We start from the raw sequence: 13,966 nt of genomic DNA on the forward strand, positions 1-13,966 counted from the left end.
CGCAATGCGTAATCAGGCAGTTGGCCCGTGCCGGTACTCGATCCGCACACTGCCGGTTCGCGCATCTGCCATGAAACTGTCGATCACGCGCCGCACGTCGTAGTCAATATAATCGGCCTGGGTCGCGTCGAGAATCAAGGTCGCGCCCGGCGGAATCTGCCCGAGATAACGTTTCAGTTGCGGCGTGCAGAAGAAGCTCGCGTTCTTGCGCAAGGTCAGCACGTAGTGATCGCCGTCGCGCGTGAAGCTCATCGCGCGATGCAGGTTGCGTTCGACAACAAGTACCACGCTCAGCGCGAAGCCGATTGCAATGCCGCTCAGCAGATCCGTCAACAGCACCCCGGCGATGGTGCCGATGAACGGCACGAACTGGCTGCGTCCGGCGCGGCCCATTGCGACGAACAGCTGCGGCTTCGCGAGTTTGTAGCCGGTGTGGATCAGAATCGCCGCGAGGCTGGCGAGCGGAATCATATTGATCACGCCGGTGAGCGTGAGCGTGGCGATCAGCAGCACGAGGCCGTGTGTCATGCACGAAACACGGCTGCGGGCACCCGCATGCACGTTGGCCGCGCTGCGCACGACCACGGCGGTGAGCGGCAGCGCGCCAATCAGACCGGCAAGCAGGTTGCCGACGCCTTGCGCCTTCAGTTCACGGTCGGGCGGCGCTCTGTGATGCGCGGGATCGATCTGTTCGAGCGCTTCGAGACTCAGCAAGGTTTCCAGACTCGCGACGATCGCGATCACCACGGCCACGCGCCACACAGCGGGGTCGAGCCAGTGCGCGAAGCCGGGAAACGTGAGCGCGTCGCGAAACGCATCCCATGATCCGATCGCGGGCATCGCCACACGTTGCACGGACGCGATCGCGTTGCCCGGTGCGAGAGAGTCGGCGAATCCCGCGACCGCGATGCCGATCAACACCACCACAAGCGGCGCGGGAGCCGCGCGTACGAGCCGCCAGCGCTGCAACGTTGGCGTGTTCCACGCCACGAGTATGGCGATCGACGCGATCGCGAGGAGCGGCATGACCACGGAGACGCCGTCGCCACCGATGCCCGCGGCCAGCGGCAACTGGTTGGCGATCAGCAGAATGCCGATCGAGGCGAGCATGCCGGTGATCACCGGCACCGGCACATAGCTCGCCAGCCGGCCGGCGCGCAGAAAGCCCAGCATGATCTGCAAGGCGCCCGCGATCACGAGTGCGCTCAGAAACGCGGCGAAGCTGCCGAGCGTGGCCAGCGCATCCACGACAATCACGACGAGCCCGGCAGCCGGTCCACTCACGCTCAGCCGTGAGCCGCTCAGCAACGCGACCACAAGGCCGCCGATCACGCCGGCCAGAATGCCGGCGAATGGTGCGACGCCGGAAGCCTGCGCGATGCCCAGGCATAGCGGCAACGCAATCAGGAAAACGGTGATGCCCGCGAGCAGGTCGCTGCGCCATGCATACGGGCGAGGCGCGGGGCTGCTGTTGACTTCAGGTTGTTCAGAGGTGAATGGAATCATCGTAAAGCTTGCCTCCAAGCTGGGGAGTCGAAAAAAACGCCGCGCTTATCGGCGGCGTTTGTCGTGCGCGGTTACAGCAGCGCGGGCGATTGGGACGAGTCGGTCTGCTCGCACGTATTGCGACGGGTTGGTGCAGCGGCGGTCAGCCCATCGCGGCTTCGGTTGCAGCGTTGCTGTTCGCGGTCCAGGGCGTGTCGGTCAATGTTTTCAGACGCCCTTCGAGCATCGAGAAAATCCAGCCGTGAATCTGCACGGGACGCCGCGCACGCTGAATCAGCGGCATGGCGTGCAGCGCCTGAACCTGTGCCAGCACATTGAGTTCGGCGAGCCGATCCACGCGTGCCTCGAAGCTCGGCAGCTCGCGCAATTCGGTGGTGTGCAGCGCGCACAGCCGGCGAATTCCCCCAATGCGCCGATTGACGTTCGGCAGTTCGGGCACGGGTGGGCGCAGCGCCGCCTGCACGCCGCCGCAGCAGTGATGGCCGCAGACGATCACATGCTCCACCTGCAGTGCGGTGACCGCGTATTCGAGCACGCTCGAGAGGTTGTCGTCGTTGTCGGCGACGAGATTCGCGATATTTCGATGCACGAAGATCTCGCCGGGCATCGCCCGCGTAATCGCTTCCGGCACGCGGCTGTCGGAGCAACCGATCCACAGCACGTTCGGTTGCTGATTGCTGGCGAGGCGCCGGAAATACGCGGGATCACGGTTGTTGATTTCGTCGGACCAGGCGAGGTTTTCGACGAGCATGCGTTTCGGGTATGTCATGAACGAGCTTCCGTTGATGCGACGATCGCGTTGTGAATTGCATCTGTATCTGTTGCCGAACGAGTGTCAGTCGTTCTCGGCCCAGTAGCGTTGCATGGCTGCATGGCGGGCTTTATTCGCGTCGATGCTCCGTTGACTCGGCGGATAGTCGGCCTCGGTGTTGGGAATGAGACCTTGCCGCTGAGCCTCGATTAACTCCTGACGCACCTGTTCGCGGGATTTCCCCATCTGTTGCGGCTGGCCCGCGAGGGTGCCTTGTGGTTGCGAGGTGAAGGTGGGAATGCTGTTGTTGTCGGTTGCTACGGCGGTGGTGGCGAGTGTGCTCAGAATCAGGGCGGTTGCGTAGTGTTTCATCGCGTCCTCTGCAAGTTGATTGGGATGTCTGATCAATGTTGATCAGACAGGGATATTGTGCATAGCAGGGGATGAGACCGTGGTGATCGCCGCATGATAGTTTTGTCATCGTGCGGGCGTGTGCTTCGCTCAACTGATCGGCGGATGCTTCGGGAAGCGCAAGCTGAACGTGGTGCGCACGTGCGGCACGCTTTCCACGCTGCATTCGCCGTGATGTTCGTCCATGATCGACTTGACGATGGCAAGTCCGAGGCCCGTGCCGCTTGCCGAGTTGTGCCGCGATGGATCGACCCGGTAAAAACGGTCGAAGATGCGCTCCAGATGCGGTCGCGCGATGCCGGCGCCGGTGTCCGACACCGAGAGGTGCGCATAGCGCCTGCGTTCCGCGCACTGCACGTCGACGGTGCTGCCGCGCGGCGCGTGGGTCAACGCGTTCGAAATCAGGTTGCTGAGCGCCCGTTGCACCATCAGCACATCGCCTTCGAAACGCGCATTGCCCAATACGACGATTTCGACGCCGGCATCCGCCGCCATGATTTCGTAGTAGCCGGCAATGCGCAGCGCCTCGCTGCGCCCGTCGACACATTGCAGCGTCAAGCGGTGGCGAATGCTGTCCGCGCGCGCGAGAAACAGCATGCTGTCGATAAGACGCGCGAGGCGCTGGAATTCGTCCACGCTCGATTCGATCACGCCGCGGTATTCGTCGGCGGAACGCGGTTGCGAGAGTGCCACTTGCGCTTCAGCCAGCAGATTCGTGAGGGGAGTCCGCATGTCATGCGCAAGGTCGGATGAAAATTGCGTGAGACGCGTGAACGATTCATGCAGGCGCGCCAGCATGCGGTTGAAGGCACGGCTCAGCTCCTTCAGTTCGCCAGGCATGTCGCGCTCGGGCAATGGTTCGGCAAGATGGCTGCTGGAGATCTGCTCGGCGCGCGCCGTCAAACGAGCCAGCGGCCGCAGTCCGAAACGGGCGATCGACCACGCAAGCAGCGCATTCACCAGCGTCCCCGTCACGATGACGACCAGCACGTTGAGTGCGTAGGCGCGCAGTAACGCGCGTTCGCCGCTCGCGTCGTATTGCACGACCACGCGCACTTGTGTGCCGGATGGGTCGCCGAGCAGCGCCATTGCCACCAGAAAGCGCAGCGGCAGTTTCTCGATCGACACGCGCACGGGTGCGACGCCAGCGCGCACGGTCATGGTCTCCGCATTCGGCCAGTAGCCGTTGGTGCGAATGAGCGGTGCGCTGCGCGAATCGAACAGTGCGATATCCAGGTTCTGATGTCCGTATAGCTGGTTGTGCCACGTCTCACGATCAGCGCTGACCGCCTGGATGCTGGGCATGGTGTGCAGGCGCAATTGCAGCGCGGCGAGCGTGGTGGTCATCTCGCGCGCCGACGCGACTTCGATGCGCGTTTTCAGGCCGTGATACAGCAATACGCCATTGAATATGAGTAGCAGCGAAGTCGAAAGGGCGAAGAGTATTGACAGCCTCGCACGCAAGGTGCGCGGCACGAGCCGCGCGGGCGGCCTGAAGCGCAGCGTTGTCGCGCGCAGGCGCAGCGCCGCGAGTAGACGTCGGATCATGACTGCGATGGGCCGCGCTCTTCCAGTACGTAGCCCATGCCGCGCACGGTGTGAATCAGCTTGGGCTCGTAATTGTCGTCGACCTTCGCGCGCAGGCGGCGGATCGCGGCGTCGACGACGTTCGTGTCGCTGTCGAAGTTCATGTCCCACACCTGGGACGCAATCGTCGAACGCGGCAGAATTTCACCCTGACGACGCATCAGCAGCCATAACAACGCGAATTCCTTGGCCGTGAGCAGGATCATGTCGCCGTGGCGCGTGGCCTTGCGGCGCGTCAGGTCGAGCACCAGATTCGCTACCTGCAGGGAAGCGGCGTCGCGCGTTTGCCCACGTCGCAGAATCGAGCGCACACGGGCCAGCAGTTCGGCGAAGTCGAACGGCTTGACGAGATAGTCGTCGCCACCCATGTTGAGGCCGCGCACTTTGTCGTCCACCTCGTCGCGCGCGGTGAGCAGCAGAACCGAAGTCGAATGGGTGCGGCGCAGGTTTTTCAGCACCGTCCAGCCGTCCTGGCCGGGCAGCATGACGTCGAGGACGATCAGGTCGTAGTCCTCCGTCAGCGCGCGGTGCTGGCCGGTCACGCCGTCTTCCACCCAGTCGACGATAAAGCCCGCTTCGGTCAAACCTTTGCGAAGATACGTGCCGGTTTTGATTTCGTCCTCGACGATCAGGATACGCATGATTTTCTCTCAGTGCCGCGAGTCAGCGGCCGATGCGTGCATTAGGCGCGCATGACGTGGAGGCATTCGCTGCATCGAGCCCGTGATCGACTGCAGGCAGCGAACTGGAAGTCCGCGGCATGGTGCGAGTCATCGCGGAGAACACCTCGAGCGAGAGCAGGCCTCGCGTGAATAACGGCTCGTCCTGGCCAGTTGACTTTGCATATGCGGAGGGGCAGGCTGGTTTGCCGCCGTCGAACAGCCCGTCAGGCTGAATCCACCAGAACGCCAGCGAACTGAGTGCAATCACGAGCAGCGCTGCTCCCAGAGAGACCGGATGATCGATGCGGAGCCGTTCCCAGCGTGCCGGGACGCTTGCACTGAAATGCGTGATGCGCATCGTCAGACTTCGCATTCGTTGAAAGTGCCGCATACGGTTCAATTTGAAGATAGAACGGGTCCATCGTACGGATACCTGATCGATGCGAACATGAACGCAACATGACAATTCCGTCACATAGCTTGCGTGCATGTTTTATTGCGGTGCGTCGCACGCATGACAGGATCGTCATGGCACGCTCATGTTCAGGGAGCCGCTTCGATCTAGCATGGGGGCTCAATCAAACGGAATCGGAGAATAGATCGTGCGGAATGCGAAGTGGTTTGCGGGAGTCGTGCTGGGCTTTGCGTGGATGAGTGTGTCGGTGGCGAGCGACGGTGTTTCGTCGCTTGACCCAGCCACGGGGCCGCGTGTGGCTTACGAGGCTCAGGAGCAGGTGCAGCAAAAGCCGCAACAGGTGCAGGGTGGAGAAGAGCGTGCGGTGCGGAAGGCGCGGCAGGCGCCGCAGGGAAAGACCCGCGAGGAGGTGAAGCGTGAACTGGCCGTCGCGCGCGCGGCGGGTTGCATGGACGTGTCGGACAGCCAGTATCCGCAGCCGTGTCCGTTGCCGGACGGCGCGCGTTCCGTGGCGGACGCGTTTCAGATGCGCTAGGTTGAAGTAGGTGGCAAGCCGCTCACTTGCCGAACCGATCGCATCTATCGGCGCGTGAGCGGCAAAGTTTTCTCTAGTGCAAACGGATCACCGGATGCACGCGTCTGCGCAACCAGTGGCTCGCCGTATCGAGCGCCATGCGCGCGAAACCGGTCAGTGTCATGACGTGCCGCCGATAGATGAGCTTGTAGACCGCAGTGGCGAGCCAGCCATCGACAAACACCGGCTGCGTCAGCAAGCTGTTGCTGAGGCTGCCTATGGTGCCTTCACGCCCGAAGCCGACCAACGTGCCGGCGTCGCGGTACACGAACTCGGGCAACGCTTCACCTGCAATCCGGCACTTCAATGCGCGCGCGAGAAACAGCGCCTGTTGATGCGCGACCTGCGCGCGCGGTGCGAGGAATGCGCCGGCGTCGTCGGCGGGGCAGGCCGCGCAGTCGCCGAGGCCGAAGATATTCGGATCGTTCGTGCATTGCAACGTGCGATTCACCTGGATCTGCGCGTTGCGATTCACCGCGATGCCGTCTAACGTGCGCAATACGGGTGGTCCCGAGATGCCCGCTGTCCAGATCGCGATGTCGCTGGCGAGAGGGGCGCCGCCGTCGGTCAGCACGGCATCGGCGCGCACTTCGGTGACACGCGTGGCACTTAACACTTCCACGCCGAGACTGGCGAGCATCCGCTGTGCGCGCGCTGAAATCGTTTCGGACAAAGCGGGCAGCACACGTCCGCTGCTTTCGATCAAACGAATGCGGAAGTCGCGCACCGGATCGAGTGAAAACGGGCTGTAGCGATTCAGCAAACGCACCGTGTCGCGCAACGCGGCGGCGAGTTCGACACCCGTCGCGCCGGCACCGATGATGTTGATCGACACCGGTGTAGCCGCATGCGCGGTCTGCGCCCGGCGCGCATGGTTCGCGCGCAGACAGGCATCGAGCAACTTGCGGCGGAATGCTTCCGCATGTGCGACCGATTCGAGCGGCAACGCATGCTCCGCGGCGCCGGGCACGCCGAAATACTGTGTGACGCTGCCCATGGCCAGCACCAGCGTATCGAAAGCGATCTGCCGTGCCGGCAGAATTTCGCGGCCGTCTGCATCGTGTAACGCGCTCAGCGTGATATGCCGCTCGGCGCGATCGAGCGCAGTGAGTTCGCCCTGTTCGAATTCGAAGCCGTGCCGTTGCGCCTGCACCGCATATTGCAGTTGATGGGTCGCGGGATCGAGTTGACCTGAAGCGGCTTCGTGCAGCAGGGGCTTCCAGAAGTGCGTGGGCCAGCGGTCGACCAGCACGATCTGCGCGAGGCCGGCACGCCCGAGCGATTCGGACAGGCGCGTGGCGAGCCCGAGTCCACCCACACCGCCGCCGACGATCACGACCCGATGCGCCGCCGAATTGTCCATGCGTTGCGCGGATTGCGCGTGGTGCGCCCGCTGCGTTGTTGCGCTTGCCTGTTGATCGATTGCGGCCATGATTTCTTTCCTCCTGACGTTATTCGTGCCGGGCCGGTGCTGGCGCCGCGCGGAGCGCGATTCCAAACATTCCCCGGCTCATCTGTCAGGCCAGTATAGAATCGGCGAAAACCGCAGCACAATTTAATGTTTATACGGAACATATAGGTTTGCACTTATGTTAAAAGCCGCGACGTTTCGTCAGTTGAAGGCCTTGCATACGATTGCGAAGCTCGGCAGCGTGTCGCGTGCGGCCGAGGAATTGCGGCTCACGCAGCCGGCCGTGTCGCTACAGGTGCGGCTGCTCGAAGAGGCCGCGGGCGCGCCGCTGTTGCAGCGCGTGGGCCGTGGTGTGCAGTTGACCGCGGCCGGTGAGATCCTCGCCCGTTATGCGCTGGAAATCCTCGACCTGTGGAACGGCGCGGCCGACGATCTGGCCGCGTTGCACGGCGAGCAGGGCGGCACGCTGCGCATCGGCGCGATCACCACGGCCGAGTATCTGATCCCGCCGTTTCTGGTGCGTTTCACCGAATTGCGTCCGCAAGTGAAGGTGCAGTTCAAGGTCGGCAATCGCGCGGACATCATCCGCATGCTGGCGACGCACGAGATCGATCTCGCGGTGATGGGCAGCGCGCCGCGCGAATTGCGCACGGCGGCGACCGCGTTCGCCAAGCATCCAATGGCGTTCGTCGCCTCGCCCGCGCATGCGCTGATGAAGAAAAAGCGTTTGTCGCTCGACGATCTGCAAAGCGCGAATCTGTTCGTGCGGGAGCGTGGTTCGGGCACGCGTTCGACCGTCGAGAATCTGTTTCGGCTCGCGGGCCTCAAGCTTCATATCGGCTCCGAGTTGTCGAGCAACGAGGCGATCAAGCAGTTGGTCGAGGCGGGATTGGGTATCGCGTTCCTGTCGCTGCACGCCTGTTCGCTGGAGTTTCAGGCGGGTTTGCTCGCGCTGTTGCCGATGCCCGCCAACCCGATCGAGCGCGACTGGTATGTGATGCATGTGTCGGATAAACGTCTGCCGCATGTGGCCGGGCTGTTCCGCGATTTCTTGATCGAGCACGGGATGTCGGGCGCGGTGCCGGTGCCGCTGCCGACTGTCGCTGCCGCAAAAAAACGCCGCCAGACGCGCCAGGCGGGCGGCGCGGACGCGACATAACGCGTGCGGATTCTCGCTATTCGCTTCGACGTTTGCGCTGCGCGAAGCCTGCGGGAAGTCCCTAAGCGGCCTTTCTGGACGCCCGCAGAGCCTTGCCGGGCGGTGCTTGCCGGTTACATCGCCGGCGATCGAAGTAAAGGTTGGGCGGACGATATTTTTGCCCGCGCCGATTGTCTTTACAGTGGCGTCCAGACATCTGAGAAAAGTGGACGCCGCATCCCTGTGGCGAGCCATTGTGATTGACCTGGCCGTTACAGGAGTCGGAGACAATGAGCAGCAACAGCATCACTCAAGTCGAAACATTCGGTTTCGAACGCATTCCGGATCGCTCGCGCTATGCGCGGCCGATCGATCTGTTCCGCTTGCTGTTCGGCGGTTGCAATACCTTTTCGACCTCCGTGCTCGGCAGTTTTCCGGTGCTGCTCGGTTTGTCGTTCAAGGCGGGTGTCTGGTCGATCGTGCTCGGCGTGCTGATCGGCTCGTGCATTCTTGCGCCGATGAGCCTGTTCGGTCCGCGTAACGGCACCAGCGACCCGGTCTCGTCGGGCGCGCATTTCGGCATTCATGGGCGGATCGTCGGCTCGTTTCTGGCGGTGCTGACCGCGGTCGCGTTTTTCTCGCTGGCGGTGTGGAGTTCGGGCGATGCGCTCGTGGGCGGCGCGAATCATCTGCTCGGTTTGCCGGTCAACTGGATGACGCTGAGCTTCGCATATGGTCTCTTCGCGGTGCTGGTGCTGACCGTGTGCGTGTATGGTTTCCGCTTCATGCTGTGGGTCAACAAGATCGCGGTGTGGGCGGCGAGCATTCTGTTCGTGGTCGGTCTGTTCGCGTTCACCAAGTCGTTCGATGGCGCCTACGCCGGCAAGGTCGCGCTCGGCTCGGTGGGTTTCTGGCCGGCCTTCGTGAGCGCCGTGCTGGTTGCGATGAGCAATCCCGTATCGTTCGCCTGCACGCTCGGCGATTGGGCCCGCTATATTCCGGAGAACACGCCGAGAAAGCGCACGATCCTCGCGGTAGTGCTCGCGCAACTGGCCACGTTCGTGCCGTTCTTCTTCGGCCTCGCCACGGCGACGATCATCGCCAGCAAGGCGCCGGATTTCATCGCGTCGAATAACTATGTGGGCGGTCTGCTGGCGATCTCGCCGAACTGGTTTTTCCTGCCGGTGTGTCTGATCGCGATCATCGGCGGCATGTCGACGGGCACGACCGCGCTGTATGGCACCGGCCTCGACATGTCGAGCATGTTTCCGAAGTTCCTGAACCGCGTGCGCGCCACGTTGCTGATCGGCAGCCTCGCCATCGGCTTCATTTTTCTCGGCCGCTTCGCCTTCAATCTGGTCGAAAGCGTGTCGACGTTCTCGGTGCTGATCAACGTCTGCAGTTGCCCGTGGATGGTGATCATGATCATCGGCTTCGTCACGCGGCGCGGTTTCTATCTGTCCGACGACTTGCAGGTGTTCAATCGCGGCGGCCGTGGCGGTCACTACTGGTTCACGCACGGCTGGAACTGGCGCGCCATGGGCGCATGGATTCCGAGCGCGGCGATCAGCCTGTGCTTCGTGAATCTGCCGGATCAGTTCGTCGGTCCGCTCGGCCAGCTCGCCGGTGGCCTCGACATCAGCATGCCGGTTTCGCTGACGCTGGCAGCCGCGCTGTATATCGCGTTGTTGCAGTGCTTTCCGGAGCCGGACGGCGTGTATGGACCGCAAGGCCGCCGTTGGCTGCGCGGCGGTTCGCAGCGCAATGTAACCGTGCATCCCGTGGTGCCGGCGACTAAGCTTAAAGCGGCCACGCAGCGGCGGACGAAACCGCAACGCGCCGTGGGTGCGGAACGCGAGCGCGAGGCGGAGCTGGACACGCAGGACGCAGGTTGAAGCGCACGCCGATGTGCGCGGCTTCGTGCCGTACAAGCAATGGTATTTAAATTGAGTAGGCAAACAGGATGAGCGAGTCAGTAAAGCGCGCGTTTGAAGGGGTAAAACTGTTTCCGTTCTGGCTGGACAATCCGCGCGCGCCGGCTGTCGAACGGGAATTGATCGGTCCGACCACGGCGGATCTGGTCGTGGTGGGAGGCGGCTTCACCGGTCTATGGGCCGCGATCCAGGCGAAAGAAGTCGACCCGTCGCTCGACGTCGTGCTGGTCGAGGCGGGCAAGGTGGCTTATGGCGCCTCGGGCCGTCCGGGCGGCATCATCTCGACTTCGGTGATGCACGGCCTGCCGAATGCGACGCGCGTCTTTCCGCAAGACCTCGACGTGCTCGAAAAGCTGGGCCAGGAGAATCTCGACGGCTTCAAGGAGTCGTTGACGCGCTATGGCATCGAGGCGGATGTCGAATGGAACGGCGAGATGACTGTTGCGGTCGATCCGGGCCACCTCGGTCATCTGAAGGGCGATTACGAGTTGCATGTCTCACACGGGCACGACGTGGTGCTGCTCGACAGCAAGGGCGCGCGCGAGCAACTCGATTCACCGCTTTTCGCAGGGGCGATGTGGTCGCGCAATCGCAGCGGCACGATTCATCCGGCGAAGCTCGCGTGGGGTTTGAAGGCCGCCGCGCTGAAACTCGGCGTGCGTCTGCATGAACATTCGCCGATCACGCGCCTCGAAGATTGCGGCGCGAAGATGATCGTGCACACGCAGTCGGGCCGCATCGAAACGCCGCGCGTGCTGCTCGGCACCGGCACGGCGGATGTCGGCGTGACCGACATCAAACGCCGTGTGATGCAGGTGCGCGATCACATCATCGCGACGGCGCCGTTGAGCGAAGAACAGATGACGCGCATCGGCTGGAAGAATCGCCAGGGCATTTACGACACGCGCACGCAGCTCAATTATTTCCGGCTCACGAAAGACAACCGCATCATCTTCGGCGGCCGCGTGAGCTATCACTTCGGCGGCAATCCGAATCCCGCTGCCGATCGCGACGAAAGCACCTATTACAAGCTAGCCGAAGCGTTCTACCGCACCTTCCCGCAACTCGATGACGTACGCTTCACGCATGCGTGGGGCGGCCCGATCGACTACTGTTCGCGCGGCGCCGTGTTCGCGCGCCGCTATCACGGCGGCAAGAGCGTGTTCGTCGCGGGTTATACGGGCTTTGGCGTGGCGGGCAGCCGCTTTGGCGCGAAGATGGGCCTCGACATGCTGTGGCATCGCGAGACGGTGATCACGTCGCTCGATATTTCGCGCAAAGGGCCGTCGTATATTCCGCCGGAACCCGTGCGCTGGATCGCCGCGAAGATCACCTTCAACGCGTTCGACGGCGCCGACGATCGCGGCGGCTGGCGGCGTCTATGGATCAATTCGATCAAGGCGCTGGGTTTTCCGATGTAGTTGATGGCGTCCGCGCAATCGTGGCGGACGCTTTTTTTGCGTTTTTTGGTTTCTTCGCCAGAATAAAAAAACCGCACCTCAATGGGTGCGGTTTCCGGTGAAGCAACGGTGCGATGCAGTCAGAATCAACCGCAGTACACGATGCTGTACTTCTTGGTCGCCACCGGCATATGCCACGTGCCCGAGAAGCCTTTGTGCAGGATGAAGGCGTCGCCGGCGGCATAGCGTTCGCTACGGCCGTCGTCGCTGGTAATCACGACTTCGCCTTCGATCAGCACGCACACTTCGTGAATCGGCAGGTCGGCCAGCTTCAGCGTGCCCGCATCGCATTGCCACACGCCCGCGGACAGCATGTTGGTGGCGTCGGAGAAAGCATTGAGGGCGTGCGGTGCCTTGGCGCCTTCGAGAATGACGTCGGCCGGATCGTGCAGGGCTGGGTTCAGGCCGGATGCGCCAGGGCCTTTAGCGTCGATGCGGGTGAAAGTGATGTTGCTCATGTGTCTCTCCTGGTTGATTGGATCGAGGTCGCTATCAGTGTGAATCGATGCGAAAAATGGATCGAAGCCGGAGTCTGAGCCAAAGCCGCGTAGCGATGAATTTCGATTTGAAGACATTCAGATTGAGTGGCGTCGATGTAAAGCAGGCGATGCCGCCGCGGGTGCGATTTGCCCCGCATCTGACCTGAAACTTTCATGTAGAGGACAAGCCCCATGCAACACGCCAAGCAGTTTTATATCGACGGTCAGTGGGTCGACCCCGTCGACCAGACCAACGCCGCCACACTCGACGTGATCGATCCGTCCACCGCCGCCGCGTTCGCGCAAATCTCGCTGGGCAGCGCGGCGGATGTCGATCGCGCCGTCGCGGCCGCGAAGCGCGCATTTCCCGCCTACAGCGACACGGCGATCGCGCAGCGCATCGATCTGCTGCAAGCGATCCTCGACGTCTATCGCAAGCGCTATGACGACATGGTGCATGCAATCAGCCGCGAGATGGGCGCACCGCTGCAGTACGCGAACGACGCGCAGGCATGGACCGGTGTCGCGCATCTGGAAACCATGATCCGCACGCTCGATACCTTCGAGTTCGAGTACGTGAAGAGCGGCATTCTGATCCGCAAGGAAGCGGTCGGCGTGTGCGGGCTGATCACGCCGTGGAACTGGCCGGCCTTGCAGATCACCACCAAGGTCGCACCCGCGCTCGCGGCCGGCTGCACGATGGTGCTCAAGCCTTCGGAACTGGCGCCGCTGTCCGCCATTATCTTCGCCGAGATCCTCGACGAAGCGGGCGTGCCGGCCGGCGTGTTCAATCTCGTGAACGGCGAAGGCCGCACCGTGGGTGAAGCCATGTCGTCGCATCCGGACATCGACATGATGTCGTTTACCGGTTCGACGCGCGCGGGTGTGCAGGTCGCGAAGGCCGCGGCGGACACGGTCAAGCGCGTGCATCAGGAATTGGGCGGCAAATCGGCCAACCTGATTCTCGAAGACGCCGATTTGAAAGAAGCCGTGACGCGCGGCGCGCGTGCGTGTTTCGACAACAGCGGCCAATCGTGCGATGCGCCTACGCGCATGTTCGTGCCGCGTGCGCGCGAAGCCGAAGCGCTGGCGTATGCGAAAGAAGCCGCCGAAGCGTTGAACGTCGGTCCCGCGGACGCGAAGGGCACGGACCTCGGCCCCGTGATCAGCGAACAGCAGTTCGACAAGATCCAGCGGCTGATCGGCGTGGGCATGGAAGAGGGCGCCACGCTGGTGGCCGGCGGCCCGGGCCGCCCCGAAGGATTGAAGGGCGGCTACTTCGTGCGTCCGACGGTATTCGGCAAGGTCACGCCGGACATGACGATCGCGCGCGAGGAAATCTTCGGACCGGTGCTGTCGATCCTCGCGTACGACTCCGAAGACGAAGCGATCGCGATGGCCAACGACAGCCTCTATGGTCTCGCGGGCTACATTCAATCCGGCTCGATCGAGCACGCGCGTGCGGTGGCGAAGCGCCTGCGCACCGGCACGATCTATCTGAACTACGCTGACTACAACCCCGAGGCGCCGTTCGGCGGCTTCAAGCAATCGGGCAACGGGCGCGAGTACGGCGAGTTCGGTCTGGAGGACTTTCTGGAGATCAAGGGCGTGGTCGGTTACGCGGATTGAATCCGCACA

Annotated in this window: 13 protein-coding genes; 5 read left to right on the forward strand and 8 right to left on the reverse strand. The window is 62.8% G+C overall.

Going from position 1 to position 13,966, the window contains the following annotated elements; genetic code table 11:
* Positions 1-12: 12 nt before the first annotated feature.
* From ACQKRQ_RS37475 to ACQKRQ_RS37500, 6 genes are all read right to left on the reverse strand, one after another.
* Positions 13-1,506 (reverse strand): SulP family inorganic anion transporter, encoded by a 1,494-nt coding sequence (locus ACQKRQ_RS37475; RefSeq protein WP_427482681.1) that lies wholly within the window; start codon positions 1,504-1,506, stop codon positions 13-15.
* 142 nt (positions 1,507-1,648) lie between these two features.
* Positions 1,649-2,275 (reverse strand): carbonic anhydrase, encoded by a 627-nt coding sequence (locus ACQKRQ_RS37480; protein ID WP_132375096.1) that lies wholly within the window; start codon positions 2,273-2,275, stop codon positions 1,649-1,651.
* A 66-nt stretch (positions 2,276-2,341) separates the two neighbouring features.
* Entirely contained in the window at positions 2,342-2,629 is a 288-nt protein-coding gene (locus ACQKRQ_RS37485; RefSeq protein ID WP_132375095.1) for a DUF4148 domain-containing protein, read from the reverse strand.
* Positions 2,630-2,758: 129 nt separating this feature from the next.
* Entirely contained in the window at positions 2,759-4,216 is a 1,458-nt protein-coding gene (locus ACQKRQ_RS37490) for a heavy metal sensor histidine kinase (RefSeq protein ID WP_427482683.1), read from the reverse strand.
* Entirely contained in the window at positions 4,213-4,896 is a 684-nt protein-coding gene (gene irlR, locus ACQKRQ_RS37495; RefSeq protein ID WP_132375094.1) for a heavy metal response regulator transcription factor IrlR, read from the reverse strand. Before irlR ends, ACQKRQ_RS37490 begins: the two co-directional genes overlap by 4 nt.
* Positions 4,897-4,918: 22 nt before the next feature.
* Positions 4,919-5,275 (reverse strand): hypothetical protein, encoded by a 357-nt coding sequence (locus ACQKRQ_RS37500; RefSeq protein ID WP_427482685.1) that lies wholly within the window; start codon positions 5,273-5,275, stop codon positions 4,919-4,921.
* Positions 5,276-5,519: 244 nt separating this feature from the next.
* Between ACQKRQ_RS37500 and ACQKRQ_RS37505 the strand changes: the two genes are divergently transcribed.
* On the forward strand, positions 5,520-5,867 hold the full coding sequence (locus tag ACQKRQ_RS37505; RefSeq protein WP_427482687.1) for a DUF4148 domain-containing protein: 348 nt from the start codon (positions 5,520-5,522) through the stop codon (positions 5,865-5,867).
* A gap of 73 nt (positions 5,868-5,940) precedes the next feature.
* Here the strand turns inward: ACQKRQ_RS37505 and ACQKRQ_RS37510 are convergent, their stop codons facing one another.
* A complete protein-coding gene (locus tag ACQKRQ_RS37510; RefSeq protein ID WP_427482779.1) occupies positions 5,941-7,269 on the reverse strand; it encodes an NAD(P)/FAD-dependent oxidoreductase in 1,329 nt (442 codons plus the stop codon).
* A 226-nt stretch (positions 7,270-7,495) separates the two neighbouring features.
* Between ACQKRQ_RS37510 and ACQKRQ_RS37515 the strand changes: the two genes are divergently transcribed.
* From ACQKRQ_RS37515 to ACQKRQ_RS37525, 3 genes are all read left to right on the forward strand, one after another.
* Positions 7,496-8,476, forward strand: coding sequence for a LysR family transcriptional regulator (locus ACQKRQ_RS37515; protein ID WP_408318947.1), 981 nt, complete (start codon positions 7,496-7,498; stop codon positions 8,474-8,476).
* A gap of 269 nt (positions 8,477-8,745) precedes the next feature.
* Positions 8,746-10,350 (forward strand): purine-cytosine permease family protein, encoded by a 1,605-nt coding sequence (locus ACQKRQ_RS37520; RefSeq protein ID WP_427482689.1) that lies wholly within the window; start codon positions 8,746-8,748, stop codon positions 10,348-10,350.
* Positions 10,351-10,418: 68 nt separating this feature from the next.
* On the forward strand, positions 10,419-11,810 hold the full coding sequence (locus tag ACQKRQ_RS37525; RefSeq protein ID WP_427482691.1) for an NAD(P)/FAD-dependent oxidoreductase: 1,392 nt from the start codon (positions 10,419-10,421) through the stop codon (positions 11,808-11,810).
* A gap of 125 nt (positions 11,811-11,935) precedes the next feature.
* Here ACQKRQ_RS37525 and ACQKRQ_RS37530 read toward each other — a convergent pair whose 3' ends face one another.
* Positions 11,936-12,307: a cupin domain-containing protein gene (locus ACQKRQ_RS37530; RefSeq protein ID WP_132375088.1), complete on the reverse strand. Its 372-nt coding sequence runs from the start codon at positions 12,305-12,307 to the stop codon at positions 11,936-11,938.
* A gap of 213 nt (positions 12,308-12,520) precedes the next feature.
* Between ACQKRQ_RS37530 and ACQKRQ_RS37535 the strand changes: the two genes are divergently transcribed.
* Entirely contained in the window at positions 12,521-13,957 is a 1,437-nt protein-coding gene (locus ACQKRQ_RS37535; RefSeq protein ID WP_427482693.1) for an aldehyde dehydrogenase family protein, read from the forward strand.
* Positions 13,958-13,966 lie beyond the last annotated feature (9 nt).

The organism is Paraburkholderia sp. NPDC080076, assembly GCF_050281145.1.
Taxonomy (GTDB): domain Bacteria; phylum Pseudomonadota; class Gammaproteobacteria; order Burkholderiales; family Burkholderiaceae; genus Paraburkholderia.

Excerpts from the sequence above, each read along its gene's own strand:
- ACQKRQ_RS37475 (WP_427482681.1), bottom strand. The coding sequence starts at position 1,506 with ATGATTCCATTCACCTCTGAACAACCTGAAGTCAACAGCAGCCCCGCG.
- ACQKRQ_RS37480 (WP_132375096.1), bottom strand. The coding sequence starts at position 2,275 with ATGACATACCCGAAACGCATGCTCGTCGAAAACCTCGCCTGGTCCGAC.
- ACQKRQ_RS37485 (WP_132375095.1), bottom strand. The coding sequence starts at position 2,629 with ATGAAACACTACGCAACCGCCCTGATTCTGAGCACACTCGCCACCACC.
- ACQKRQ_RS37490 (WP_427482683.1), bottom strand. The coding sequence starts at position 4,216 with ATGATCCGACGTCTACTCGCGGCGCTGCGCCTGCGCGCGACAACGCTG.
- irlR (WP_132375094.1), bottom strand. The coding sequence starts at position 4,896 with ATGCGTATCCTGATCGTCGAGGACGAAATCAAAACCGGCACGTATCTT.
- ACQKRQ_RS37500 (WP_427482685.1), bottom strand. The coding sequence starts at position 5,275 with ATGCGCATCACGCATTTCAGTGCAAGCGTCCCGGCACGCTGGGAACGG.
- ACQKRQ_RS37510 (WP_427482779.1), bottom strand. The coding sequence starts at position 7,269 with ATGGACAATTCGGCGGCGCATCGGGTCGTGATCGTCGGCGGCGGTGTG.
- ACQKRQ_RS37515 (WP_408318947.1), top strand. The coding sequence starts at position 7,496 with ATGTTAAAAGCCGCGACGTTTCGTCAGTTGAAGGCCTTGCATACGATT.
- ACQKRQ_RS37520 (WP_427482689.1), top strand. The coding sequence starts at position 8,746 with ATGAGCAGCAACAGCATCACTCAAGTCGAAACATTCGGTTTCGAACGC.
- ACQKRQ_RS37525 (WP_427482691.1), top strand. The coding sequence starts at position 10,419 with ATGAGCGAGTCAGTAAAGCGCGCGTTTGAAGGGGTAAAACTGTTTCCG.
- ACQKRQ_RS37530 (WP_132375088.1), bottom strand. The coding sequence starts at position 12,307 with ATGAGCAACATCACTTTCACCCGCATCGACGCTAAAGGCCCTGGCGCA.
- ACQKRQ_RS37535 (WP_427482693.1), top strand. The coding sequence starts at position 12,521 with ATGCAACACGCCAAGCAGTTTTATATCGACGGTCAGTGGGTCGACCCC.